The following is a 24,336-nucleotide window of genomic DNA, read 5'->3' on the forward strand; positions in this document are numbered from 1 at the left end:
AGCCGCCGGCTGCTACCGCTCTCCGGGATCCGGGTCGGGCGACGATTCGCGGTCGGCGCCGGCCGCCGACTCGAGATCTGGATCCGACCGCGAGTCCGCCGGCTCCCGAGTCGCGGCCAGCACCGCGTGTACGAGCGTCGACTCGGCCGCGCGGAGCCGCTGGGAGACGGCCGATTTCGAGATCGAAAGCTCGGTCGCGAGCGCCTCGAGGTCGACTTGCCGGGGGCAGTCGAAGTACCCCAACTCGTCGGCTAACTCGAGGGCCTCCCACTGTTTCGGCGTCACCTCGCGGACGTCGATCCGAAGCACCGGCGGTCGGCCGGTCGAATCGATATCGTCGACGACGCGGGCGTCGAGGACGTCGTCGACGCACTCGACGAGCCGCTCGATGGAGTCGTCCTCCGCGAGCGCCACCGTGACGCGGATTCGGTCGCCGTCGGTATCGCTGGTCATTGGAATCCACCGCGGTGATCGCGATCGGTTCTCGCGCTCACTCCGCTATCGGATACTCGTCCGCGGCGTCGCTTTTTGATTCGCATCGTTCCGACTGCGCTGGAAACGGGCGTCGATCACCCGTGGTACGTCGGTTTTCGAAGTGCGCCGGTCACGGGTTCGGGTCGTAGACCTCGGGGTTCTCCTCGCCCTCGACGTCGATGACGGCCAGGGCGCCGCGACGAGCGGCGCGCGTGAGCGCGTGGTCGACGATCTTGACCGGCCCGGGGACCGGGAACTCCAGTTCGGCCGCGGCGGTCGTCCCGGGGGCGACGGGCGCCGTTTCGACGTTCCGATCGGGGGCGGTCAGGAGGTCGCCGTCGCGGTAGAAGCGGCTCCAGACGTTGCCGATCGGGTGCCACGAACTCAGCAGGTTCGGCCCGCCGTTGGCGAAGTACACCCGTGCGGTTTCGCCGGTTTCGGCGTGCATCGGGCCGACGCCGTCCGCGGTGAAGCCGTAGGCCTGGCCGTTGAAGACGACGTACGTGGGCGCTTCGGCGAGCATGTCGTCGAAGTCGAAGCCGTGGTGGCCCTTCTCGCCGAGGTCGCCGTCGGTGTAAATCTCGTGCTGGCCGAGGTAGAACTCCCGGTCCACCTCGGGGAGCCCCTCCTCGGGCTCGACGAGGATCGAGCCGAACATGCCCGAACTGATGTGCCGGTCCATGTTCGGGATCGCACAGTGGTAGATGAACACGCCCGGGTACTCGGCGGTGAAACTGATCCGGGCCGGATCGTCCCCGGGACTGATCGTCGTCGCGTCGGCCCCGCCGCCCGGTCCGTAGACCGCGTGGAAGTCCATGTTGTGATTCGTCGCGTTCAGGTCGTCCGGCACCTCGAAGGTGAGGTTCACGCGGTCGCCGCGACGGACCCGCAGCATCGGGCCGGGCACCCGCCCCTCGAAGGTCATGTAGTCGAACGTAACGCCGGGTTCGATCTCGGCGGTCAGCCGTTCGGTCGCGATCGTGACGTCGTGTTCTCGGGGCTCGGTCCAGTCGACCGGGTCCGGAACGTCGGTCGGGTCGCGGGCGATCCGCTCGACGTCGACGGGCTTCGCCGCCGTCGAACTCGACTCGTTACCGGCTGCGGTGTCGTCGCTCGTCGCTCGATCGTCGCTGCGCGTGTCAGAACCGAGACAGCCGGCGACCGCCAGCGCCGTCGCCGCACCGGCCGTTTGCAGGAACCGTCGGCGGGGTTGGGTACGTCGGGTCATCGTCTGACATCGGATCATCGATTGGTTCGATTATTGAATCGGAGCGTGCGTTTCTTCGGCGTGAGAAGCGTTCTTGAGGGGTTCAGTCCCGTTGCCTCCCGCTGAGAACGCCGCCGAAGATGTTCCGAGTCGACACATAAATCGACGCGACGGTCGCTCGAGCGCAGCGAATCGCCTCGCATCGGCCGTCGGCGGGCGAGACGCGGGCGCTCGAGCGCGCTTGAACCCGTTCCGGCTCGTCCCCTCCGCGGGACACCACGTATCGCCTTCCTGAGAGGCGACGCGGGATTCAAGCGTCTCGTCGTCGTACACCGGGTATGTCCCGCGCGGCCGAGCTCGCGTCCGTCCTCGAGAAGGCCGACTCGCTGGCGATCGTCTGTCACGACAACCCCGACCCGGACTGTCTTGCCAGCGCGCTCGCGCTCGAGGCCATCGCCGTCGAGCAGGACGTCGACGACGTGACGATCGTCTACGGCGGCGAGATCTCCCACCAGCAGAACAGGGCGTTCGTCAACATGCTCGACATCTCCCTGGAGCCGGTCGAGGACGCGTCGATCGACGACTACGGCTGCATCGGCTTCGTCGACCACGCTCGGCCCGGCGCGAACACGCAGGTGCCAGCGGACGTCACGCCGGACATCGTCGTCGACCATCACCCGGGCGAGCCGGGCGACGCCCGCTTTACCGACGTCCGAACGCAGTACGGGGCGACCGCGACGATTTTCGTCGAGTACCTGGGGGAACTCGAGGTCGAACCGACGACGCGGCTCGCCTCGGCGCTGCTGTTCGCCCTCCACCGCGAGCGGCTCGACTTCGTCCGGGAGCCGACCCGCCGCGAGTACGAGGCCGCGCTCGCGGTCTACCCGAACGCGGATCTCGAGACCCTCGAGCAGCTGTACGGCAGCGCGTTCTCGCCGGGGACGATCGACGCGATCGGGCGGGCGATCGCGACCCGCGAACGGCGGGGCTCGTCGCTAGTCGCCAGCGTCGGCAAGACCGCGGAGACCGATGCGCTCCCGCAGGCGGCCGACTACCTGCTCAACCTCGAGGGCGTGGACACGGTGCTGGTCTACGGGATCGTCGACGACGCGATCCGGCTGAGCGGCCGCTCGATCGATCCGCGCGTCCACATGGGCGAGACGCTCGAGGACGGCTTCGAGGGCCTCGGCGCGGTCGGCGGCCACCACGACATGGCCGGCGGCCGCATCGAGTTGGGGCTGTTCGCCGACGAGGCCAACGACGACGAGCAGTTACTCGAGTTCATCGGCGGACGGCTGACGCGGCGGTTCTTCGACGCGCTGAACCTCGACGGCGAGGGGTAACCGCGCCTCGAGGTCGGGGCGCCCGCCGTTGCGGTCGACGGCGAGGGACGTCTGCGAGCGCCGCTCCGCTCACTCGACGTCGATCGACGTCGACTCGTCCGACGGTTCGCGCTTCGGCAGCCGAACCGTCAGGATCCCGTTGTTGACGGTCGCGCTGACCTCGTCGGCGTCGACCGGTTCGGGTAGCCGCACCTGGCGGCTGAACGACTGCACCGCCCGCTCGCGGCGGATGTAGTTCTCGTCGTCGCCCGCTTCTTCCTCGCGCTCGCGTTCGCCCCTGACCGAGAGCGTCTCGCCCTCGAGTCGAATCTCGAGGTCGTCGGTGTCGTAGCCGGGGACGTCGACGGTGACGACGAACGCCTCGCCCTCGTCGGCGAGGTCGAGGCTCGTCGACGACTGGCTCATCGAGAAGTCGAACCGGCCCCCGCCGCCGTCGCGGACGTCCATCTCGGCGTCCCACGAGCGAGCGGCCGTCTCGAACTGCCGGGAGAGTCTGTCGAACAGGTCCGCGATGCTGTCGAAGGGGTCCGATCGGTCTGCCATGGTATCACCTAACACTTCTACGCGGTGAACGGCGAAAAAGACTGTTCGCACTCGACGTGACGATCACCGTCTCGAACAGGTTGTACGCCCGGATTGCGGCAGAATCGAGGGGTGGGCTGGACGTTTTAACGCTGCTGCCCCTATGGTCGCACATGACCGACGCACTGTTCGTCGTTAGCGAGGAGGGGTACTGGGGAGAAGAATGCGTCGAGCCGCTCGAGACGCTCTCGGAGGCGGGCGTCGAGATCACGGTCGCCACGCCCTCCGGGTCGCCGCCCAAGATCGACGAGCGGTCGATCGATCCCGATGAGGTCGGCGAGGAAGCCGCCGAACACATCCAGGAGGTCCACGAGACCGACGAGCGACTGAACGATCCGATCCCGACCGCGCAGGCCGACGCCGACGACTACGACGCCGTCGTCTTCCCCGGCGGCCACGGCACCGAGTGGGACGTCAACCAGGACCACGACGCGCGACGGATCCTGCGGGACGCCGTCGAGGGCGACGACGGAAAGGCGCTGGTCGTCTGCCACGCCGTCGGCATCCTCGCGTTCACCCGCGACAGCCACGGGGCCTTCCTCGTCAACGGCCGCGAGGTGACCGGCTTCCCCAACGAGTGGGAGGAAGGCATCGTCGACGAGAACGACCTGATGCCCAGCGGCCGCAAGCTCCCCTACTGGGTCGAAGACGAGGTCAAAGCCGCCGGCGGCGAGTGGGACGCCGAACTCGACGAAGACACGAGCGTCACCGTCGACGGCGACCTGCTCACCGCCCGCGGCCCCGAGTCCTCGAGCGCGGCGGCTCAGACGCTGCTCGAGGAACTCGGCCTCTAACGGGTCGCGGCGACGCCGCGGTCCGCGGTCGGTGGCGAGCGACCGATCTGTCCGTCACCCGAACCGATCCCTAACTACGGCTCTTTTGTGTCTTTCGTGCGGTCGAATCGGGCGATTACGGGCCGAAACGGAGCCGCTACTCGAGTTCGATAGGGCGTTAACGTCGAAACACACCGAAACGGATATCCGACTCGACTTGATTCGGCTCGACGGTTCCGAACGGTTTCGACCCATCACCCGTTACCCGTTACCATCCCGGCGGCTCGAGCCCCGCCGTCTCGAGGCGGTCCTTCCAGTGTTGCTGGATCGACAGCCGAGAGACGTCGGCGGCGTCGGCGACTTCCCCCTGCGTTCGCCCCTCGCCGGCGATGAGCGACCCGGCGTAGACGCTCGCGGCCAGCATCGCCCGTTTAGAGCGGTCGTCGTCAGGAACGTCCGCCAGAAAGAGATCGACCGCACACGACCGGGCTTCGGTCGAGAGCTCCAGCCGGTCGGCGACTTGCTCGAGTTCCTCGAGCCACGGCTCATACTCGATCCGGTCTCGGGCGCTGTGCATACGGTGCGGTATCGCCCCGACGGGCATAAGTCCGCGGTGCGGGCTCGAGTCGCCTGCTCGACCGCTCGCCGAGCGGGCGAGGCGTCGCTCGCTCGTCAAACGATTCCGTACGGTTCGCCGTAAAGACCGTTTTTACGGGGGACGGCGGCGAGCGAGTAACGGCCAGCGGATTGGACCGGCCGATTACAGCCGGTAATCCCGGTGAAACTCGGCCGCCGGCACCCTTTTTCCGCGGAACTGACGCCGATCGCGGTCGAGCCCGCGCCGCGGATCGTCCGCCGGTCGGAATCGTTTCTCGCCGCCGCAAGACGGTGCTACTTCCGCCAACGTTCAGCTAGTAACGAGTCGGCGAATCAGCCGTTCTCGCTCGATTCCACTAGGAGACGACTACTAAAGCACGACGGGTCCGAAGCGTCGCGTAGCGTCACCGTCCCGTCTCCGTCGGGCCTGTTCGCCACCCGCCACTCGCCATGAAGGAACCAACCTGTAAACTCGTCTGTACCGGGTGCGGCCTCGAGATGCCGTACCGCGATCGTTCGCTGGCCGAACAGGCTGCGGAGTTACACCAGCTTCGCGATCCGGAGCACGTGACGTTCATCGTTCCGCCCGATTGGTCCCCGGAGGAGCCGGTGAAACATCAGTAGCGCGTTGCGTATTGCGGATCGACAGCTTCTTACTCGACTCGACAAAAGCCGTCGGTGAGCGCGGGTAGCCAAGCTAGGCCAACGGCGCAGCGCTTAGGACGCTGTCCCGTAGGGGTCCGCCGGTTCGAATCCGGTCCCGCGCATGCTTCTCCGAGCACTTCCGCGAGGAGAAGCATCACCGACCGGTTCGAGCTCTGGGAACCGAACGAAGTGAGGTTCCCTCCGGCTCGAATCCAGTCCCATGCATTCCTATCAGGAACAATCTCGAGAGCGACAGTGATCGCGCCTGCATCGACCGAGACCGGGACCGAGACCGAGACCGAACGGAAACGGTCCCACCGGTCTCGAGCGCGGCGTCCGGGACCGGCGCTGGCGCTCGCGCTTCGGACTCCCCGCCGGAGAAGCAGCCGCGGTGACCGGGTGGAATCGGAGCGGGAGTCGGTGACCGGGGAGATCGGGAGTCGATACCGGGCCGGGACGACTTACGCAAATCGCTCGTCGAACGCCTCACGGCCGGCCTCGGCCACGTCCCTGTCCTGCTCGACCGCGCCGCCGCTGACGCCGATCGTGCCGACGATGTCGCCGTCGCGGCGGAGCGGGTATCCGCCGCCGAAGATCACGATGCGGCCCCGATCCGTCTCCTGCAATCCGTACAGCGATTCGCCGGGTTCGGCGGGCTTCGCGAGTTCGTGGGTCGGCGTCTCGAGGGCGGCCGCCGTGTAGGCCTTGTTCCGGGCGATCTCGACGGAGGCGAGCCACGCGCCGTCCATCCGGCGCTGGGCGACGAGGTTCCCTTCGGGGTTCGCGACCGCGATCACCATCGGGTTCTCGATCTCGGCAGCGCGTCGTTCGGCCGCGTCCATCACTGCTTTCGCCGTCTCGAGGGTAATGAAATCGCTCACAGACTATCACGGGTCCCGACGGGGAAGTGGTTGGGGTCGTCACGTGCGTGGGGTCCCGCTCGCGCGGTCGGTCCGCGGTCGAACCGCAGTCGAACGGCGGACGGACCGGCGACCCCGCCGGCTCGTCCGATCGGCGGTTCGAGCCGAACATTTACCTCCGCGGTCGTCGGAAACAGTCGTATGTCACTGCTCGTTCCGTTCGACGCCTCACCGCTCGCGACCGACGCCCTCGAGCGAGCGGCGACGTTCGGCGACGCGCTCGACGAGGAGGTGGTCGCGCTGACGGTGATCCCGGACGATCCGGAGTACGCCAGGGAACGCGGCTGGATCACGGAGGGGGAGCCGTTCGACCCCGACGCGATCGAAGGCGGGATCAGAGAGCGAGCGATGAACGTCGCGCCCGAGGCGTCGTTCCGCACGGCGCGCGTGAGCTCGGACGAGCCGACGGCGACCTCGACGACGAACGTCGTTCGCGAGATCCGGCGCGTCGCGGCCGAAATCGAGGCGAGCGTGGTGTTCATCGGCTCGGAGAACGCCGGCTCCGTGATCGCCCCCCAGTCGAGCGTCGGGAGTCCCGTCGCGAGCGATCAGCGGTACGACGTCTACGTCGTCCGCCGGCCCGACGACGACGTCGACGAGGCCGACGTCTCCGACATCGACTCGACGTCGGACCTGTAGCGTCTCGACCCGTGCGCCTACGGGCCCTTCGAGGCACGAGAACACCACAAGATCCTCGCGGGCGTCGACGTCGCTCGAGCGGAGCGATCGCGACGAGCGCGGTCGACGGATAACGCGGCGACCGTAATCGGCGGTTAGTTCCCGATCGTCGACCGCTGACGACGCACCCGTCGTCACCGCGAAAGTAGATCGTTTCGGAGGAACGTTTATTCCGCTGACCGACCTCGATTCGAACGATACATGGTCGATCGGAACGGGTGGGGACGGGATCGGCCCGTCCCGACCGGATCGTCCCGGAGCCCTCCCGACTGGTTCGCCGACCAGGCGAACGTCACGGACGAGCACATCTACGAGGAGTTCGAGGAGAACTGGCCCGACTGCTGGGAGCGGGCGGCCGACCTCCTCTCGTGGGACCGCGAGTACGACACGGTTCTCGAGGACGGCGACGCCCCCTTCTACGAGTGGTTCGCCGGCGGCCGCCTCAACGCCGCCTACAACTGCGTCGACCGCCACCTCGAGGCGGGGCGGAAGAACCACGTCGCGATCCGCTGGGAGGGGAAACACGGCGAGCGCGAGACCTACACCTACCGGGACCTGTACGTCGAGGTCAACGAGTTCGCCGCGGCGCTGCGCGGGTTGGGCGTCGGCGAGGACGACGTGGTGACGATCTACCTGCCGATGATCCCCGAGTTGCCGATCGCGATGCTGGCCTGCGCCCGCATCGGCGCGCCCCACAGCGTCGTCTTCGCCGGCCTCTCGGCCGACGCGCTGGCGACGCGGATGGACGCCGCCGAGAGCGAGTACCTGATCACCTGCGACGGCTACTACCGCCGGGGCGACGCCTTCAACCAGAAGAGCAAGGCCGACAACGCGCGCCTCTCGGTCGAGCGGGACGTCGAAACGGTGGTCGTCGACCGCCTCGGGGACGACCTGCCCCACGTGCTCGGCGACGACGAGCGGGACTACCACGACCTCTGCCGGGAGTACGCCGGCGAAACCGTCGACCCGGTCTCTCGAGACGCCGAGGACATGCTGTTCCTGATGTACACCTCGGGGACGACCGGCGAGCCGAAGGGCGTCGTCCACACGACCGGCGGCTACCTCGCGCACGTCGCGTGGACGAGCCACGCCGTCCTCGACGTCACGCCCGAGGACACCTACTGGTGCGCGGCCGACATCGGCTGGATCACCGGCCACTCCTACATCGTCTACGGGCCGCTCGCGCTGGGCACGACGACGGTGATGTACGAGGGCACCCCCGACTACCCCGACCGCGACCGCCTGTGGAAGATCGTCGATCGGAACGCCGTCGACGTCTTCTACACGGCGCCGACGGCGATCCGCGCGTTCATGAAATGGGGCGCGGACTACCCCGAGCGGCATGACCTCTCCTCGCTGCGGTTGCTCGGGACGGTCGGGGAACCGATCAGTCCCCGGCCGTGGAACTGGTACCGCGAGCACATCGGCCGCGGCGAGTGCCCGGTCGTCGACACCTGGTGGCAGACCGAGACCGGCGCGGTGATCGTCTCGACGCTGCCGGGGATCGACGAGATGAAACCCGGCGCGGCCGGCCCCGGGCTCCCGGGGATCGACGTCGCGGTCGTCGACGAGTCCGGGGAGCCGGTCGAACCCGGACAGGCCGGCTACCTCACCATCGGCCGCCCGTGGCCGGGGATGGCGCGGACGCTGTACGACGGCGACGATCGCTACCGGTCGGAGTACTGGGACCGGTTCTCCGACCCCGACGCGGACGAGTGGGTCTACTTCAGCGGCGACGCCGCGGCGATCGACGAGGACGGCTACGTCACGGTGCTCGGCCGCGTCGACGACGTCATCAACGTCTCCGGACGGCGCCTGAGCACGATGGAGATCGAGAGCGCGATCACCGATGTCGACGGCGTCGCCGAGGCCGCCGTCGTCGGCCGCTCGAGCGACGCGACCGGCACCGAAATCTACGCCTACGTGAGCACGGCGGGCGGCCACGACCCGGACGCGGCGATCCGCCGGCGGATCGTCGCCAACATCGAGTCGACGATCGGCCCGATCGCGAAGCCGAGCGAGATCGTGTTCACGCCCGAACTGCCCAAGACCCGGTCGGGAAAGATCATGCGCCGCCTGCTCGAGGACATCGCGAACGGGGAGGATCTCGGCGACACGAGTTCCCTCCGGAATCCGGAGATCGTCGGCGAGATTCAAGCCGAGAGCGGCACCGAGTAACGACGATCGAGTTCTGGCCCGTTTCGCTTATCCAACTGAAGCGAAACATGAGATGGTTTCACGGCAACACTTTTTTCGATAGGACGGCGATACCGCCGCGTAGAGACGACAGGGTTATGTTCGGGACGCCAGAAACGGCGAAACATGAGTCAGTCGGAGACCGACTCGCCGGTGCTCTCCCGGCGGCAGTACGAGGCGCTGCTCGACGCCGCCGAGACGTACCGGGAGGCGCTCGTCGTTCGGCTCTGCGGCGACGTCGGTCTCCGCCCCGCGGAGGTGGCCCGGCTCACGGTCGAGGACGTCGAGCAGGTGCGGATCGACCCACCGCGGTACCTCGTGCGCGTGCCCGCGGTCGACGACCGCGACCGCCGCGCCGCCTACCTGCCGACCCACGTTGAGCGCGAGCTCCGCCGATACGCCCGGAGTAACGGCCTCTCGACCGACGATCGGATCTTCTCGGTCACGCCGCGACGCCTCCAGATGCTCGTCTCGGAGGTCGCCGACCGGGCGAGCGATCTGGTCGACGATCCCGCCCTTGAGGACGTCTCCTCGAGCGATCTGCGGCGGTATTTCGCCCGACGCGCGCTGGTCGATCACGACGTCAACCCCCGCGCAGTCAAGGCCGCCGGCGGCTGGCGCAGCTTCGAGGCGCTCGAGCCGTACCTCGCCGAGCCGACGGAGGCGGAGCTGGTCGACGCCTTCGAAGCCGTCGAGCGCCCGTCGGAGCCGCGCGACGGCCGCACCGAGTCCGGCGCCGGCCCCGTTATCGGCGACGATAGCGTCATCCGACTATTGCTGGCCGCGAGCGACCGGTACGCGCTCGTTCGGCTGGACGAAGACGGCTACGTCGAGCGCTGGAACCGCAGCGCCGCCGCGATGTTCGGCTACCGGGCCGGCGAGATCGTCGGCACGCACGTCTCGACGTTCTACCCCGACGAGGCCGTCGAGGAGGGCGTCCCCGAGCGGGCGCTGTCGGCCGCCCTCGAGGAGTCGGGCTACGAGGACGACGGCTGGCGGGTCCACAAGGACGGCACCCGGTTCCGCGCGACCGAGGTGATCACGCCGCTGCGGGACGACCGCGGCCGCCACCGCGGATTCGCCGTCTTCTTCCGCGACATCTCGGCCCACCACGAGGAACTCGAGTCCGTTCGCTCGGAGCGCGACGCCCTCGAGCGCCGCGCGGCGATCGCCCGCCGGCACCGCGACCTGACGCAGGCGTTGCTGGACGCAACCGACCACGAGACGGTCGAGACGACGACCTGCGAGACGCTCGCCGACGGGCGCGCCTACGAGTTCGCCTGGATCGATCGGCCGACGGTCGCCGACGCGCGGGATCGGGAGTGGCGCGTCTCGAGCGGCATCACGTCCGCCGAGGTCGACCGACTGCTCTCGGACGAGCGGCCGGAGGGCGGCGAGCAAAGCGGGGCGGACGGCTCGCTCGAGCCCGCGAGGACCGACGCCGAGCTCCCGCCGCCGGACGCCGGGCCGGACGAGACCGGCGCCGAATCGACCCCCGAGGTAACGGTGACGACCGACGTCAGCGCGGACCTGGAGGAGGGGACGTTCGACGGCGCGATCGCCCGCGTTCCGCTCGCGTACGGCGACACCGTCTACGGGACGCTCGCGGTCGCGACCGAGCGCCCGGACGCGTTCGACGAGGCCGAACGCGCGTGGCTCGAGACGATCGGCCGGCTGGTCGGCTACGTCGTCACCGCCGTTCGGCGCCGGAACCTGCTGCTGTCCGACCGCGTCGTCGAACTCGAGATCGCCTGTCGGGACGACCGCTCGTTCTTCGTCGACGCCTCGCGGCGGCTCGGCTGCCGATTCGAACTCGACTCGCTGGTCCCCGTCTCGGAGTCGACGCACCTCTACTACCTGGACCTCGAAGGCGCCTCGCCCGCCGACGTCTTCGAACTGGCCGAGGCCGACCCGGGGATCGCGGACTGGCGACTGGTCGAGACCGAGGCCGACGGCGGCCGCCTCGAGTTCGTCGTCGAGGGATCAGCGCCGACGCTGACGCTCACCGAGTACGGCGTGACCGTTCGCGAGGCGGTCGTCGAGGACGGCGAGGCGACGATCACCGGCGAATGCGCGGCCGACGCCGACCTCCGGACGATCCTCGATGGACTCCGAGCGACGTACCCGGACAGCGAACTGGTCGGCAAGCGCGAGGCCGAGCGCACGGTCCAGACCGCCCGCCAGTTCCGGGAGGGCCTCGAGGATCGGCTGACCGACCGGCAGGAGGCGACGCTGCGGGCGGCGTACTTCGGGGGGTACTACGACTGGCCCCGCGAGAGCACGGCCGAGGAGATCGCCGACGCGATGGGCGTCTCCTCGCCGACGCTGCACAACCACCTCCGGAAGGCCCAGCACGAACTGCTGCGGACCTTCTTCGACGGCCCGTCCGACGAGCGGGATCGGCAGGATGGGGACGGGCGCACGGAGTCCGACGCCGAGTGACGACCCGGCGAGCCGCCCCGGCGGCCCGTCGTTCCCGACCGACGCTATGTAACTAGAACGTCCCTACTATCTATAATCCGATACTAACCCTCTAGAGTGGACGTCGAATCGGGGGTCCGAACCGCCTTACGCGGTCCGAACTCCGGCACTGCTCGAGACGCGCCGGCCGTCCGTTCGGGGGTTCGTATCACTTCGATCGATTGTTTCGAACGTTGGCGTGACGGAATTACCGCTCCGGCTCCGCTCGAGCGGCGATCGATTTTGCACAACTAGAGGCGCCTTTTACTATCATGGTTGTGCATTGATTGTGTTGTACCATGTCACAGGAGGAAGTCAGTCTCGAGGCGCGACTCGAGGAGCAAGAGGCGTTCGACCCTCCCGAGTCGTTCGTCGAGCAGGCGAACGTGTCGGATCCGTCGATCTACGATGAGTTCGAGGAGAACTGGCCGGAGTGTTGGGAGCGCGCGGCCGACCTCCTCTCGTGGGAGGAAGAGTACGACACCGTCCTCGAGGACGGCGACGCTCCCTTCTACGAGTGGTTCACGGGCGGGGAGCTCAACGCCTCCTACAACTGCCTGGATCGCCACGTAGAGGACGGCGCGAAGAACCGCGCGGCGATCAAGTGGGAGGGCGAACTCGGCGAGACGCGCACCTACACCTACGGCGAACTGCTCAACGAGGTCGAAGCGTTCGCCGCGACGCTGCGGGATCTCGGCGTCGAGGAGGACGACGTCGTCACCCTCTACATGCCGATGATCCCGGAGCTGCCGGTCGCGATGCTGGCCTGCGCCCGCATCGGCGCACCCCACAGCGTCGTCTTCGCCGGCTTCTCCGCGGACGCGCTCGCGACCCGGATGAACTCGGCGGACAGCGAGTACCTGGTCACCTGTGACGGCTACTACCGCCGCGGCGACGCCCTCGATCACATCTCGAAGGCCAACGAGGGCCTCGAGGGCGTCGAGCACGAGGTCTCCGACGTCGTGGTCGTCGACCGACTGGGCGACGCGCTCAGCCACTCGCTGGGCGAGAACCAGCACGACTACGACGAACTGGTCGAGGAACACGAAGGGGCGTCGGTCGAACCGGTCTCCCGGGACGCCGAGGACATGCTGTTCCTCATGTACACCTCGGGGACCACGGGCAAGCCGAAGGGCGTCAAGCACACGACCGGCGGCTACCTCGCGTACACGGCCTGGACGAGCCATTCGGTGCTGGACCTCAAGCCGGAGGACACCTACTGGTGTTCGGCCGACATCGGCTGGATTACGGGTCACTCCTACATCGTCTACGGGCCGCTCGCGCTGGGGACGACGACGGTGATGTACGAGGGGACGCCGGATTACCCCGACAAGGACCGCCTGTGGGAGATCGTCGAGAAGAACCGCGTGGACGTCTTCTACACGGCGCCGACGGCGATCCGCGCGTTCATGAAGTGGGGCGCCGAGTACCCCGAGAAACACGATCTGTCCTCGCTGCGCCTGCTGGGGACGGTCGGCGAGCCGATCAACCCGCGGGCGTGGAAGTGGTACTACAAGCACATCGGCAACGAGGAGTGCCCGATCGTCGACACCTGGTGGCAGACCGAGACCGGGGGCATGATGATCACGACGCTGCCGGCGATCAACACCATGAAACCCGGCTCGGCCGGCCCGCCGCTGCCGGGTATCAGCGCCAAGGTCGTCGACGCCGAGGGCGAGGAAGTCGACGCCGGCAAAGCGGGCTACGTCACGGTCGACAAACCGTGGCCCGGGATGCTCCGGACGCTCTATAACAACGACGAGCGGTTCATCGAGGAGTACTGGGACGAGTACTCCGACGAGGAAGCCGACGAGTGGGTCTACTTCCCCGAGGACGGCGCGAAGATCGACGACGACGGCTACATCACGATCCTCGGCCGCGTCGACGACGTGATCAACGTCTCCGGCCACCGCCTCGGCACCATGGAGATCGAGTCGGCCGTCGTCGGCGTCGAAGGCGTCGCGGAAGCTGCCGTCGTCGGCGGCGACCACGACGTCAAGGGCGAGGCGGTGTACGTCTACGCCATCCCCGAGGACGGCTACGAAGGGAACGAGGACCTCCAGGAGCAGGTCGTCGAGAGCGTCGTCGACGCCATCGGCCCGATCGCCCGTCCCGAGGAAGTGATCTTCACGCCCGAACTGCCCAAGACCCGGTCGGGCAAGATCATGCGCCGCCTGCTCGAGGACATCGCCAGCGGCAACGAACTCGGTAACACCTCGACGCTGCGAAACCCCGAAGTCGTCGACGACATCAAGGAGCAGGTCGCCGAGGACTGACACCATCTCCCATTAATTATTAATAACATACGCGAGAAGACGGTTCACGAACGATACTATGTCAGATAATAACTCACGTAACGAGACGGAAGACGGCCGTCCGGAGAGGTCTCGCGACCTCGAGACGGACGGCGGGGTGGCCAGTCACGGCCAGGCCCATCGAAACACCGACTACCTCAGTCAGGAGGTCAACCTGCTCAAGCCGAGCACGCCGTTCATGCGCGATCACCTGCGTATCGTCTGGACGGGCTTTATCATCTGGGTACTCGCCGTCTGGGGGCCGGTGACGCTGACGTACCTGGCGACCGACGTGATGACGACCCAGATGCCGGTACTCGGCTTCCCGCTGCACTACTTCCTGGTCGCGATCGGCGCGCCGACCAGCGCGCTGATCCTGTCGTTCTGGTACTCGCACAAGCGTGACGCGCTCGATGAGAAGTACGGCATCGATCACGACGCGACCGTCGAAACGACCGAGCGAGGCGGCGGTGCGACGGCCGCCGACGGAGGTGCCGACGAATGACGGGAGCGCTGGCCGTTCCGCTGCAGGAGAGCCTCCTGCCGGAGTCGCTCAACATCTCGTTCAAGCTGCTTCCGGCCATCCTGGTCGTCGGGATGCTCGGGCTGTTCCTCGCGATCGGGTTCGTCTTCCGCGTGGCCGACACCGAGAACATGTGGGTCGCCGGCCGCTCGATCGGGAACGTCGAGAACGGGATGGCGATCGGCGCTAACTGGATGTCGGCGGCGTCCTACCTCGGCATGGCGGCCTCGATCGCGCTGGCCGGCTTCTACGGGCTAGTCTTCGTCGTCGGCTGGACGACGGGATACTTCATCCTGCTCATCTTCATGGCCGCGCAGCTGCGCCGGTTCGGGAAGTACACGGCGCCCGACTTCGTCGGCGACCGCTTCAACTCCGACAGCGCGCGCGCCATCGCGGCGATCACGACGTTCCTCATCGGCTTCGTCTACGCCATCGGGCAGGCGAAGGGGATGGCGCTGGTCGGCCTGTACGTCTTCGGCGACTACGGCGGCCTCATCCCCGGACTGGACGGCTACCAGGTGATGGTCGTCGCCATGATGGCGATCACCGTCGGCTACCTGACCCTCTCGGGGATGCTCGGCGCGACGAAGAACCAGGCGGTCCAGTACACGATCCTCATCGTGGCGTTCGTAGCCGGCCTGTACGCCGTCGGCTGGACGCAGGGGTACTCGACGATCCTGCCCCAGCTCGAGTACGGCATGCTGATCGACGACCTCGGTAGCGAGTTCAGCGAACCGTTCGCGACCTCGAGTTACTACCTGTGGGTCGCGACCACGTTCTCGCTGATCGTCGGCACCTGCGGCCTCCCGCACGTGCTGGTGCGGTTCTACACGGTCGAGAGCGAACGAACGGCCCGCTGGTCGACGGTCTGGGGGCTGTTCTTCATCTGCATCCTCTACTGGAGCGCGCCGGCGTTCGCGGCGTTCGGGACCGACCTGTACAGCACGAACGTCCGCCCGACGTACGGTGATCCCGGCATGGCCAGCGCGGCCAGCGAGGTCATCGTCGTGCTGGCGGCCCAGCTGGCGGAACTGCCCCAGTGGTTCGTCGGCTTCGTCGCCGCGGGCGGTATCGCGGCGGCGATCGCGACGGTCGCCGGACTGTTCATCGCCGGCTCCTCGGCGATCAGCCACGACATCTACACGAACATCATCAACGAGGACGCGACGCAGCGCCAGCAGATCCTCGTCGGCCGCCTCTCGATCGTCGCGCTTGGCGCGCTGACCACGCTGGCCGCGCTCGACCCCGCATCGTCGATCGCCGCGCTAGTCGGCTACGCGTTCTCGCTGGCCGGCTCCGTGCTGTTCCCGATGTTCTTCATCGGGATGTGGTGGGAGAACGCCAACCGCCAGGGCGCGCTCGCCGGCATGACCACCGGACTGGTGCTGTGGTCGATCCCGATGATCAACGAGATCGTCCCGAACTACGTCTCGGGACTCGAGGCGCCACTGTCGGCCGGGCTGGCCCAGTGGATGCCGGCCATCGGCTCCGCGCTGATCACGCTACCGATCGTCTTCGTCGTCACCATCGCGGTCTCGCTGGTGACCGACGAACCGGACATGGAGACCAAGCGGATCGTCCGCCAGTGTCACAGCCCGGAACCGATGGCGCAGCAACAGACCGCCGAAGACGTCGTGACCGACGGGGGCGAGACCCCCGCGGACGACTGAGCCCATGTACGAGAAAATACTCGTTCCGACTGACGGCAGTGAGACGTCCGAGGCGGCGGTCGACCACGCGATAGACCTCGCCGAGAAATACGAAGCCGGGCTCCACGCACTGTACGTGGTCGATACCGACTCGATGAGCCTCACCCTCGGCGGAGAACAGCTCGATCGCATCGAGCAGGGACGCTTCGGCGAGATGGACGAGGTCCGCGAGCGCGCCGAGCGCGCCACCGGCTACGTCGCTGATCGCGCGGCCGAACGGGGACTCGATACCGTCGAGCACATCTCGGCGGGACGACCCCACTCCCAGATCGCCGACTACGTCGACGATAACGGGATCGACCTCGTCGTCATGGGATCGCACGGGCGCACCGGCGTCCGCCGGGCGCTGCTCGGGAGCGTTACCGAGCGTACGCTCCGGTCGGTCCGCGTGCCGGTCCTCGTCATCGACAAGGACTGAGCCGCGTCGCGGCTCGAGACGACGTTTTTGTTGGACACTACCGAGCGATACCGACGGTATCGGAAGCTTTGTTTAGATATTCGGAAGTTGCTCGGAATAGCGCGCTACATACAGCGAATGCGTTCAGCGCGATGATCTCGTTTGTTTTACGACCACTCTACTGAATCAGCCGTTCAGTAGGTTTGCGTATGGATCGCTGAACCGCTTTTCAGTACGTCTCCTCTGGCTCGCTTCGTTCTCGATACCACCCGGCCAACCAGATCAATGCCGCGACGAGGATGAGAATAATCCCGAGAAACGAAGTGAGGGGTTCCGGAAAGAGGAAAAGCAGTACCCCGATAATCAGTGCTCCGCTGACTCCGATTGCACTCCAGTATCCTTCCCAATCCATACACTCCAGTAGGGAGGGAAGTGGAAAGGGAATTGTGCTTGCTCATTGTGACTCTGCGTGCAGTAGTACGTACACCTCCTGTAGTGATCGATTTCGGCACCAACGCGCTCAAACTGCGACCGTGCGCGATTCGGGCTCTGTATTCAGCAGGATCTAATAAACCTACCAAACTGCTGTCAAGAGCGGCGTGCTAAATACAGAAGAAGAATTCAGCACGACGACTCTGTTTGTTTCTGTCCCTCTCCATCGCGGTCGCCGCTCGTCGTAGAGCGATTAGGGACGTACTGCCGGTGGATCACGTATCGTCGCCGCCGGCTTCACCAGTATCGCCAGCCCCGCCGTCAGTTTGGTTAGCGCTGCCGGTGGTCTGATTTCCACCGCTGTCGACGGTTTGATTACCACCACCACCACCACCGCCGCCACCGGCGCCGGCCGACAGACCGACTTCGAGCAGGTTGAACTGGCCGGCGAAGAACGAGGCACCGGTCTGGAACGTGTACATCTGGCCCGGCTGGAGGCCGGCCTCCTGCGTGAAGACGAGGAAGTACTCGCCGGGACCGGTGGTCTGTGCTCCCTGGTAGTTGGCGATGTAGGCGTTGAAGTCGGCGGTATCGCTGATCACTGGTTGCCCTTGGACCTGCTGTCCGAGGATGACGTCGACGACCTCTTGCTGGAGATTGACAAGAACTTGGAACGGCCGTCCCGGATGGTAGTCGTAGCTGAATATGTATGCACTGTCGGCCTGTTGCTGGGCGGTCGTGGTCGCCGCGGTCATACTGCCGACGAGCGCGAGGCCGCCAGTCGTGGCTGCCCCTTTCTTCATGAATGATCGACGCGATTCGTCGGTCAACGCTTCGAGAAGGTTATCAGCATCAGTCATCGTCTCTCACTGCCCGAATGGGCATCCATCTCTCGAGGTGGAATCCGGATAAACACCGGAAACCGTTTCATGGGAATGGCGATACTGGTGACCGGTGTCGATACTGTTTCTGAAGTAATTTCAGACCTGATTGATGTTCCGACACTGTTTCGCTGAGAAGGAGAGTACTGAAGGGCGTAACAAACGACTATCGTCTGCGTCACAGACTTTTACTCTCCCTCGGTTTCTCTGCTGGAAACCTCATTCGGGAGCGTGTCGGCCGATCAGCGGTGATCACTGTTTACCAGTGCACCTGGGATTAGATTAGAGTAGCGAGCCATGCTGCGACCATCACCGCCCTCCGTCGAAAAATAGATGGGCTACGATCCGGGTCGGTTGTGAACTAATTCGCCCGTCGTCAGTAGCGACCTCCCTGATCAGTTACCGCCGCTGGCTGACAGACCGACTTCGAGCAGGTTGAACTGGCCGGCGAAGAACGAGGCGCCGGTCTGGAACGTGTACGTCTGGCCCGGCTGGAGTTCAGACTCCTGCGTGAAGATGAGGAAGTACTCACCGGGGCCAGTGGCTTGTGCTCCCTGGTAGTTGGCGATGTAGGCGTTGAAGTCGGCGGTATCGCTGACCACTGGTTGTCCTTGGATCTGCTGCCCGAGGACGATGTCGACGACCTCTTGCTGGAGATTGACAAGAACTTGGAACGGCCGTCCCGGGTGATAGTCGTAACTGAATGCGAGCGCCTGACTTGCTTGCTGAATGTTAGCTGTCATAAGTCTCGTCCCTCCTGCGAGAGATGCTGAGCAGGTGTCGGTGAATAAACGCCAGAAACCGTTTCATAGGAATGGCGACGATGAATATCGATCGGGCTATAGTTTCATCGATAAGAAAAGCGATGACAGTAATCAATCCATGAAAAACGGCATTACTAGTGCTCAAGTCTGACCTTCTGGTGTTCCATATCGGTGATGTAGCACGCTCATGCTGAATGCAGAGTACGTACCAAATTCGTAGTTCTGGCACGATCTCGTGCCGCATTCGCGCCCTGTATTCAGCACGGCTTCGACAACGTCTCACCGAGTATCAATTCCAACCTGGCCTATCGAGAACAATTACAGGCATGGAGAACGGTAGCAGCACCGGACGGACGCTCGAGCCTACTGCTTCTGGCGTTCGGTCGCGAGTTCGAAGTTCCAGATGAACCCGAAGTACGCGACGACTCCGGCGAGCATGAGCATGTAGTACACCAGCGTCGGCGGGCCGAGCAGGTAGTTGATGACCTCGACGATCGTCACCCAGACGACGGCGAAGGCCAGATCCGTCAGGATGCCCCACCGCTCCTCGCGGGCGGTCTGGAGCCACTCGCGGACGCCGGTCATCGCTCGCTCACCCGTTCCCGTCGCCCGTCTACGGCCGTACCGGTATTCATCGTGCGACTATCTCGCACGCACCGGAAAAAGCCTATCGGCGCGCTCGGAAGGCGGTCCCTCGCCGCCCTCCATGCTTGCGGTGCGACCCCAACAGACGACCGGTCCCGCAGCTACGCGTCCCAGTACGGTACGTCCTCGTCCATGTCGTAATAGCCCTCGAGGGATCGTTCGTCCCGACCGCCGGGCGGCGAGCCGACGAAGACGCCGAGCTTGTTCAGTTCCGGATAGACGGTGACGTCGGGCTCGTTCATCGTCGAGATCGCCAGGTAGCGCAGCGGCTCGTCGCCGTCGTTGACGACGCGGTGGCCGCCGCTTTCGTCGGCCGGGAGGGCGATGTAGTCGCCGGCCGTCAGCGGCTCGAGTCCGTCTTCGGTTCGCAGTTTCCCGTTGCCGGCCAGCACGTACAGCGCCTCCTCGTTGGCGGTGTGGTAGTGGTAGGGCCACGAGCGCATGCCCGGCGGGAGTTCGTAGCAGCTACAGCCCAACTCGTCGGCGTCGACGGCGTTCGAGAGTTCCTTTCGCCGGAACGTCGTCTCCTCGCGGTCGTACGTTTTCCACTCGAGGTCGCGTTCGTTGATTTTCTCCATGGTGTAGTGTGCCATCCGTGAGCAAATAACGGTACTCGAGGCGGGAGAGCTGACGTCGGTCCGGATCTACTCCCGCCGAGTTCGAAGCCGAGCGGCCGCGAAAACGAAACCCCCTAACCGCGCCCGGGAGTGGGTACGAGCATGCACGACGAACCCGAGGTCGCCGTCCTCCGGCTCGGCCACCGGCCCGGACGCGACGACAGGATGACGACCCACGTCGGCCTCACGGCCCGCGCGCTGGGCGCCGATCGGGTCTGGTTCCCCGACAACGCCGGCCAGTCGCTCGAGACCGTCGCCGATATCACCGACCGCTTCGGGGGCCCGTTCGAGGCCGAACTGACCGACTCGCCGAAGGCGCTCATCCGCAACTGGGAGGGGAAGGTCGTCCACCTCACGATGTACGGCGAGCGCGTGCAGGATATCGAGGACGAGATTCGGCAGGCCTACTCGAGCGGGCTCGAGGGTGAGACTCGAGGCGAGAACGGGGACGAAGACGAGGATGACAGCGAGGGCGAGCCCCTGCTGATCGTCGTCGGCTCCGAGAAGGTCCCCTTCGACGTCTACGAGGCGGCCGACTGGAACGTCGGCGTCACGAACCAGCCCCACTCCGAAGTGGCCGGCCTCGCCGTCTTCCTCGACCGGCTGTTCGAGGGCCGTGAACTCGAGCAGGAGTGGGAGGACGCCGACCGCACGGTGATCCCGATGGAGACGGGCAAGCGCGTCGAGTCGGCGGGTGAGGAAGACGCGTCCGAGTAGTCGACGCGCCGCTTTTCGCTGTTCGACATCCGGAACACCCTCGCGTCGCATCAGTTGTACTCTCGGTTGCCGGCCGCTCGGCGGGCCCGACGATCACGAGGCCGTGATTTTCACGGGTTGTTGATCCCCCAAAAGCATCTGTACTAGAACGGAATAGCGGTCCGTATTGTGACGGAGGACGATGCTTTCACCCGTCGAAACTACTTGAAACTGGCCGCGATCGGCGGCACCAGCGCAGCGATCGCAGGCTGTAGCGAGTTCGGACGGGGTCAGGAGGCCCAGAACGCCTCGGAGTCGACCGACGAACCGCCGGCGGTAGACGTCCCAGCGCTCCGGATGGAAACCGCCGACTTCGCCTCCGTCCGGCAGTTTTCCAACCAGAACTACGAGCGAATGCACGCCTACCGGAAGCGCCAGGCGATCGAGACGCTGCTCGCTGATCCGGCGGTCAACGACATCGTCGGCGACTGGATCGGCGCATTCGAAGCGTACGAGGTGCTCACGAACCACCTCGAGACGATCAGCCTCCAGGGACCGACGGACATGAGCGTTCAGGTCAGCGGGTTTCCCGACGGCGAGGAAGCCCAGTTCGACGTGACCGCGACGGACCGACAAACCGTCTACGGACTCATCGACCGCCGTCGCAACGAGATCGTCGCCCTCGAAATCACCGACCCCCAGGACATCGAGTGGACGGTCACCCAGACCCCCGGCCAGATGGTGATCGGGCAGGCGATCCTCGAGTCCGACCCGGTCCGCGAGGCGTTCGGCGACATGAGCGAGCGGGACTGGTACCCCTCGTGGAAGGGCGCAACCGGGGGGTACACCGGGCTCGGCCAGGCGGACCTCCGTCACGGCTACGGCGGAACCGCGGTACTGCACGTGAAAGACGGCGACGAGGTACGGATCATTAGCGCGTTCATCGATGGGTCGAACCCCGAGAATCCCGAGCTCATCGAGGTCGCGGTGCTCGATCACGCCGTGCGGTATCCGCCGTACGAACTCGCCGCGTCCATCGAACCGGCCTCGGAATCGGTGCTCGAGGCCGTCCCGGACGTGCCGACCGAACAGCGCCCGTACTACACGGCCAACGAGGGGTACCACCGGATCGAACCGCCGTCGGAGTCGTTCGAACAGGACGGGTGGGCGATCGAGTGGACGCCCGCCGACACCGAGGGGATAACCGTCTCCGCGTCGTTCCGGGGAAGTCCGGTGTTCGAGGCGATGAACACGCCGTACACGTTCACGGGGTACTACCTCCCGCCGCGGGAGGGGCGGAACACGCGCGAATGGTACTTCCCGGACGACGACACGGTGTTCAGCGGCGATCTCCTCTTCTGGGACATCCACTCGTCGAACCCGGGCGGGCCGGGGATGCTCGCGAAACTCGACTTCCCGGCCCGCGGCGATACGCCGACCGGGTTCCAACTCAAGAGCCACTTCCACTCGAGCGCGATCGGCCAGGAGAGCATCGACTTCCACTCCGGGTTCCGCTTTGGCCCCTACAACTACGATCTCGCCTACGAGTTCTACTCGGACGGCGTCTTGCTCCCGGTGTTCCGGCGCGCCGGCCCGGGGTTCGTCACGCAGTTCGTCCGAAAGGTCGAGGAATCCGCCGAGTCGTACGGCGAGAACGGCTCCTATCAGGAGCCGGTCGTCCAACACTACACGTCGGCCAAGGCCATCGACATTACGCCCGGCACCACGGACGGCGTCGCGGTGGAGCTCTTCGACGGGGACGAGTGGACGACGCCCGACTCGGAGTTCTACCTCGAGGGCGAGCCGGGGATGATCGCCCGGTTCAGCAACCCCGACGGAACGGAGACGATCGATATCCCCCTCCGAGACGATCAGGAACTCGTCGTCGTCAGACGGGACGAGTCGGAGATCGGACCGGGCGAGTACCAGGCCCAGCGGCTGTACGACGAGGAGATCCCCTCCCGCCACTACCACCCGGCGCAGTACGTCGACGACCAGCCGATCCAGGGCGAACGGGTCATCGTGTGGCTCCTCATGCTCGGTTCGATCGGTCAGATGCCCCACCCGTCGGGGACGTCGAACTTCGTCACGAAGGGGCGGATAGAGCTGTCCGGGTACTGACCGTCGCAGATGACCGGAACGATATGAAAGACGACGACACGACATCCGATCAGTCGCGGCGGGCGTTCGTCCGCTCGGCGGTCGCGGCCGGCGCGACCGCCGCGCTCGTCGGCTGTTTCGAGGACGAGACGACGCTGCAGGCCCCCGACGGCGTCGAAGCGCCGTCGTCGCTGCCCGACCGGCAACACGCCTGGAACGACGCGCTCCACGAGGATCGGGACGGGAACGTCAGCCCGCCCGAACACCACGTCTTCCTCAGTCTGTCCCTCTCGGCGGAGCCGGACGAGACGGCCCGCGAAACCGTGCGGACGGCGCTGCGCGAGGTCGAACGGGCCATCGAGTGGAGTCCCGAGGGCGTCCTCTTCACGCTCGGGTACACCCCCGCGTACTTCGACCAGTTCGACGCGCCCCTCGACGACGCCGTCGACCTCCCGGAGCCGGAGCCGATCCTCGCGCTCACCGCTGAGAGCGACGTGACGGTCGACACGAACGACGCGCTCCTGCACCTCGCGAGCGACGACGGGGCCGCAGTGCTCGCCGTCGAAGACGCCCTGTTCGGCGAGCGCGACCGCCTCAACGGCCGCTCGATGTCGGCGTCGCTCGAGGACGTCTTCGACCGGACGGCCCGACGAACGGGGTTCGTCGGGCCCGGCCTGCCGGCCGACCGACAAGACGGGCTGGAGGGGATCCCCGACGGCGAACCGGTGCCCGAGGAGGCGCCGTTCTTCATGGGGTTTCGATCCGGCTTTCGCGAAAGCCAGGCGACCGAAGACCGGGTCACGATCTGGGAGGGTCCGTTCGCCGGCGGCTCGACGCAGCACTTCGAAACCCTCGAACTCGACCTCGAGGTGTGGTACGACGAGAGCGACCACGAGCAACGCGTCGCGCGGCTGTTCAGCCCCGCACACGCCGAGCGGGAGTCGGTCGGTCGGGTCGGCGAACGGCTCGGGACCGAAACCGGCGCCGCGTCGGTCGCCGACGACATTCACGACCACGCTCGAGAGGAGGGGATCGTCGGCCACGCGCAGAAACTCGCTCGAGCCCGGGACGACGGGACGCCGACGCTGCTCCGGCGGGACGTGAACACGACCGACGGCGACGTCTGCGGCGTCCACTTCGTCTCCCTGCAGCGGGCCATGTCGGAGTTCACCCGCGTCCGGGAGGCGATGCTCGGCGAGGAGTTCGGCCGGTACGGGATCGGTCCGCGACAGGGAAACGGCATTCTCCGGTATCTTCGCGTTCGACGGTGGGGGAGCTACCTCGTCCCGCCGCGGCCCCGCCGGGCGCTCCCGCGCCCTGATCCGGACGGCAAGCGCCGCAAGGGGGACGACGCGAAAGAAACGGACGGTAGCGGCGACGGCTAAGACGGCGGCGTCCGACCG

22 protein-coding genes and 1 tRNA gene are annotated in these 24,336 nt (G+C 66.3%); 14 read left to right on the forward strand and 9 right to left on the reverse strand.

Translation table 11 applies throughout. The features are described from left to right. Positions 1-12 precede the first annotated feature (12 nt). Positions 13-453: a helix-turn-helix domain-containing protein gene (locus tag ACYQ26_RS10150; protein ID WP_459808777.1), complete on the reverse strand. Its 441-nt coding sequence runs from the start codon at positions 451-453 to the stop codon at positions 13-15. Between the two features lie 151 nt (positions 454-604). After that, positions 605-1,702, reverse strand: coding sequence for a copper-containing nitrite reductase (gene nirK / locus ACYQ26_RS10155; RefSeq protein WP_459808778.1), 1,098 nt, complete (start codon positions 1,700-1,702; stop codon positions 605-607). Between the two features lie 317 nt (positions 1,703-2,019). Between nirK and ACYQ26_RS10160 the strand changes: the two genes are divergently transcribed. Next, a complete protein-coding gene (locus ACYQ26_RS10160; protein ID WP_459808779.1) occupies positions 2,020-3,024 on the forward strand; it encodes a DHH family phosphoesterase in 1,005 nt (334 codons plus the stop codon). A gap of 69 nt (positions 3,025-3,093) precedes the next feature. On the opposite strand, the gene ACYQ26_RS10165 is transcribed toward ACYQ26_RS10160, so the two are convergent. Next, positions 3,094-3,567: an Hsp20/alpha crystallin family protein gene (locus tag ACYQ26_RS10165; protein WP_459808780.1), complete on the reverse strand. Its 474-nt coding sequence runs from the start codon at positions 3,565-3,567 to the stop codon at positions 3,094-3,096. Between the two features lie 152 nt (positions 3,568-3,719). On the opposite strand from ACYQ26_RS10165, the gene ACYQ26_RS10170 reads away from it, so the two are divergent. Beyond that, positions 3,720-4,400, forward strand: a complete 681-nt coding sequence (locus tag ACYQ26_RS10170) for a DJ-1/PfpI family protein (RefSeq protein WP_459808781.1) — start codon at positions 3,720-3,722, stop codon at positions 4,398-4,400. Positions 4,401-4,647: 247 nt separating this feature from the next. On the opposite strand, the gene ACYQ26_RS10175 is transcribed toward ACYQ26_RS10170, so the two are convergent. Beyond that, complete coding sequence (locus ACYQ26_RS10175; RefSeq protein ID WP_459808782.1) at positions 4,648-4,956, reverse strand: cyclin family protein; 309 nt, start codon at positions 4,954-4,956, stop codon at positions 4,648-4,650. Positions 4,957-5,426: 470 nt separating this feature from the next. On the opposite strand from ACYQ26_RS10175, the gene ACYQ26_RS10180 reads away from it, so the two are divergent. Together ACYQ26_RS10180 and ACYQ26_RS10185 are read left to right on the forward strand one after the other, a co-directional pair. Beyond that, positions 5,427-5,600 carry a hypothetical protein gene (locus tag ACYQ26_RS10180; protein WP_006674019.1) on the forward strand — a complete coding sequence of 58 codons (174 nt, stop codon included), beginning with the start codon at positions 5,427-5,429 and terminating at the stop codon, positions 5,598-5,600. 58 nt (positions 5,601-5,658) lie between these two features. Further along, positions 5,659-5,743 (forward strand) — tRNA-Leu (locus ACYQ26_RS10185). Positions 5,744-6,082: 339 nt separating this feature from the next. On the opposite strand, the gene ACYQ26_RS10190 is transcribed toward ACYQ26_RS10185, so the two are convergent. Next, entirely contained in the window at positions 6,083-6,502 is a 420-nt protein-coding gene (locus ACYQ26_RS10190) for a GlcG/HbpS family heme-binding protein (RefSeq protein WP_459808783.1), read from the reverse strand. Positions 6,503-6,682: 180 nt separating this feature from the next. Between ACYQ26_RS10190 and ACYQ26_RS10195 the strand changes: the two genes are divergently transcribed. The 7 genes from ACYQ26_RS10195 (at position 6,683) to ACYQ26_RS10225 (ending at position 16,819) form a co-directional block, all read left to right on the forward strand. Next, positions 6,683-7,180 (forward strand): universal stress protein, encoded by a 498-nt coding sequence (locus tag ACYQ26_RS10195; protein ID WP_459808784.1) that lies wholly within the window; start codon positions 6,683-6,685, stop codon positions 7,178-7,180. 240 nt (positions 7,181-7,420) lie between these two features. Beyond that, positions 7,421-9,397, forward strand: coding sequence for an acetate--CoA ligase (acs, locus tag ACYQ26_RS10200; protein ID WP_459808785.1), 1,977 nt, complete (start codon positions 7,421-7,423; stop codon positions 9,395-9,397). Between the two features lie 144 nt (positions 9,398-9,541). Further along, a complete protein-coding gene (locus tag ACYQ26_RS10205; protein ID WP_459808786.1) occupies positions 9,542-11,857 on the forward strand; it encodes a bacterio-opsin activator domain-containing protein in 2,316 nt (771 codons plus the stop codon). A gap of 317 nt (positions 11,858-12,174) precedes the next feature. Then, entirely contained in the window at positions 12,175-14,151 is a 1,977-nt protein-coding gene (gene acs / locus ACYQ26_RS10210; RefSeq protein WP_459808787.1) for an acetate--CoA ligase, read from the forward strand. Between the two features lie 58 nt (positions 14,152-14,209). Then, positions 14,210-14,674, forward strand: coding sequence for a DUF4212 domain-containing protein (locus ACYQ26_RS10215; RefSeq protein ID WP_459808788.1), 465 nt, complete (start codon positions 14,210-14,212; stop codon positions 14,672-14,674). Continuing rightward, the gene (locus ACYQ26_RS10220; RefSeq protein WP_459808789.1) at positions 14,671-16,362 is read left to right on the forward strand and encodes a VC_2705 family sodium/solute symporter; all 1,692 of its coding nucleotides are present in this window, start codon (positions 14,671-14,673) and stop codon (positions 16,360-16,362) included. The genes ACYQ26_RS10215 and ACYQ26_RS10220 overlap by 4 nt, the downstream gene beginning before the upstream one ends. Positions 16,363-16,366: 4 nt before the next feature. After that, the gene (locus tag ACYQ26_RS10225) at positions 16,367-16,819 is read left to right on the forward strand and encodes a universal stress protein (RefSeq protein ID WP_459808790.1); all 453 of its coding nucleotides are present in this window, start codon (positions 16,367-16,369) and stop codon (positions 16,817-16,819) included. Positions 16,820-17,505: 686 nt separating this feature from the next. On the opposite strand, the gene ACYQ26_RS10230 is transcribed toward ACYQ26_RS10225, so the two are convergent. The 4 genes from ACYQ26_RS10230 to ACYQ26_RS10245 all read right to left on the reverse strand — a co-directional run bounded on the left by ACYQ26_RS10230 (position 17,506) and on the right by ACYQ26_RS10245 (position 20,098). After that, complete coding sequence (locus ACYQ26_RS10230) at positions 17,506-18,090, reverse strand: hypothetical protein (RefSeq protein WP_459808791.1); 585 nt, start codon at positions 18,088-18,090, stop codon at positions 17,506-17,508. A gap of 416 nt (positions 18,091-18,506) precedes the next feature. Continuing rightward, positions 18,507-18,854 (reverse strand): hypothetical protein, encoded by a 348-nt coding sequence (locus ACYQ26_RS10235; RefSeq protein WP_459808792.1) that lies wholly within the window; start codon positions 18,852-18,854, stop codon positions 18,507-18,509. Positions 18,855-19,238: 384 nt separating this feature from the next. Further along, the gene (locus ACYQ26_RS10240; RefSeq protein WP_459808793.1) at positions 19,239-19,460 is read right to left on the reverse strand and encodes a DUF8119 family protein; all 222 of its coding nucleotides are present in this window, start codon (positions 19,458-19,460) and stop codon (positions 19,239-19,241) included. A gap of 161 nt (positions 19,461-19,621) precedes the next feature. Beyond that, positions 19,622-20,098 carry a cupin domain-containing protein gene (locus ACYQ26_RS10245; RefSeq protein WP_459808794.1) on the reverse strand — a complete coding sequence of 159 codons (477 nt, stop codon included), beginning with the start codon at positions 20,096-20,098 and terminating at the stop codon, positions 19,622-19,624. A gap of 141 nt (positions 20,099-20,239) precedes the next feature. Between ACYQ26_RS10245 and ACYQ26_RS10250 the strand changes: the two genes are divergently transcribed. The 3 genes from ACYQ26_RS10250 to ACYQ26_RS10260 all read left to right on the forward strand — a co-directional run bounded on the left by ACYQ26_RS10250 (position 20,240) and on the right by ACYQ26_RS10260 (position 24,318). Then, on the forward strand, positions 20,240-20,854 hold the full coding sequence (locus ACYQ26_RS10250; RefSeq protein ID WP_459808795.1) for a tRNA (cytidine(56)-2'-O)-methyltransferase: 615 nt from the start codon (positions 20,240-20,242) through the stop codon (positions 20,852-20,854). A 168-nt stretch (positions 20,855-21,022) separates the two neighbouring features. Continuing rightward, positions 21,023-22,954: a hypothetical protein gene (locus ACYQ26_RS10255; protein ID WP_459808796.1), complete on the forward strand. Its 1,932-nt coding sequence runs from the start codon at positions 21,023-21,025 to the stop codon at positions 22,952-22,954. Between the two features lie 23 nt (positions 22,955-22,977). Next, complete coding sequence (locus ACYQ26_RS10260) at positions 22,978-24,318, forward strand: DUF7405 family protein (RefSeq protein WP_459808797.1); 1,341 nt, start codon at positions 22,978-22,980, stop codon at positions 24,316-24,318. Positions 24,319-24,336 lie beyond the last annotated feature (18 nt).

The organism is Halopiger thermotolerans (genome assembly GCF_054654555.1).

Excerpts from the sequence above, each read along its gene's own strand:
- ACYQ26_RS10235 (WP_459808792.1), bottom strand. The coding sequence starts at position 18,854 with ATGACAGCTAACATTCAGCAAGCAAGTCAGGCGCTCGCATTCAGTTAC.
- ACYQ26_RS10160 (WP_459808779.1), top strand. The coding sequence starts at position 2,020 with ATGTCCCGCGCGGCCGAGCTCGCGTCCGTCCTCGAGAAGGCCGACTCG.
- ACYQ26_RS10260 (WP_459808797.1), top strand. The coding sequence starts at position 22,978 with ATGAAAGACGACGACACGACATCCGATCAGTCGCGGCGGGCGTTCGTC.
- acs (WP_459808787.1), top strand. The coding sequence starts at position 12,175 with ATGTCACAGGAGGAAGTCAGTCTCGAGGCGCGACTCGAGGAGCAAGAG.
- ACYQ26_RS10215 (WP_459808788.1), top strand. The coding sequence starts at position 14,210 with ATGTCAGATAATAACTCACGTAACGAGACGGAAGACGGCCGTCCGGAG.
- acs (WP_459808785.1), top strand. The coding sequence starts at position 7,421 with ATGGTCGATCGGAACGGGTGGGGACGGGATCGGCCCGTCCCGACCGGA.
- ACYQ26_RS10195 (WP_459808784.1), top strand. The coding sequence starts at position 6,683 with ATGTCACTGCTCGTTCCGTTCGACGCCTCACCGCTCGCGACCGACGCC.
- ACYQ26_RS10175 (WP_459808782.1), bottom strand. The coding sequence starts at position 4,956 with ATGCACAGCGCCCGAGACCGGATCGAGTATGAGCCGTGGCTCGAGGAA.
- ACYQ26_RS10230 (WP_459808791.1), bottom strand. The coding sequence starts at position 18,090 with ATGACTGATGCTGATAACCTTCTCGAAGCGTTGACCGACGAATCGCGT.
- ACYQ26_RS10165 (WP_459808780.1), bottom strand. The coding sequence starts at position 3,567 with ATGGCAGACCGATCGGACCCCTTCGACAGCATCGCGGACCTGTTCGAC.
- ACYQ26_RS10250 (WP_459808795.1), top strand. The coding sequence starts at position 20,240 with ATGCACGACGAACCCGAGGTCGCCGTCCTCCGGCTCGGCCACCGGCCC.
- ACYQ26_RS10225 (WP_459808790.1), top strand. The coding sequence starts at position 16,367 with ATGTACGAGAAAATACTCGTTCCGACTGACGGCAGTGAGACGTCCGAG.
- ACYQ26_RS10150 (WP_459808777.1), bottom strand. The coding sequence starts at position 453 with ATGACCAGCGATACCGACGGCGACCGAATCCGCGTCACGGTGGCGCTC.
- ACYQ26_RS10240 (WP_459808793.1), bottom strand. The coding sequence starts at position 19,460 with ATGACCGGCGTCCGCGAGTGGCTCCAGACCGCCCGCGAGGAGCGGTGG.
- ACYQ26_RS10245 (WP_459808794.1), bottom strand. The coding sequence starts at position 20,098 with ATGGAGAAAATCAACGAACGCGACCTCGAGTGGAAAACGTACGACCGC.
- ACYQ26_RS10205 (WP_459808786.1), top strand. The coding sequence starts at position 9,542 with ATGAGTCAGTCGGAGACCGACTCGCCGGTGCTCTCCCGGCGGCAGTAC.
- ACYQ26_RS10170 (WP_459808781.1), top strand. The coding sequence starts at position 3,720 with ATGACCGACGCACTGTTCGTCGTTAGCGAGGAGGGGTACTGGGGAGAA.
- ACYQ26_RS10180 (WP_006674019.1), top strand. The coding sequence starts at position 5,427 with ATGAAGGAACCAACCTGTAAACTCGTCTGTACCGGGTGCGGCCTCGAG.
- nirK (WP_459808778.1), bottom strand. The coding sequence starts at position 1,702 with ATGACCCGACGTACCCAACCCCGCCGACGGTTCCTGCAAACGGCCGGT.
- ACYQ26_RS10220 (WP_459808789.1), top strand. The coding sequence starts at position 14,671 with ATGACGGGAGCGCTGGCCGTTCCGCTGCAGGAGAGCCTCCTGCCGGAG.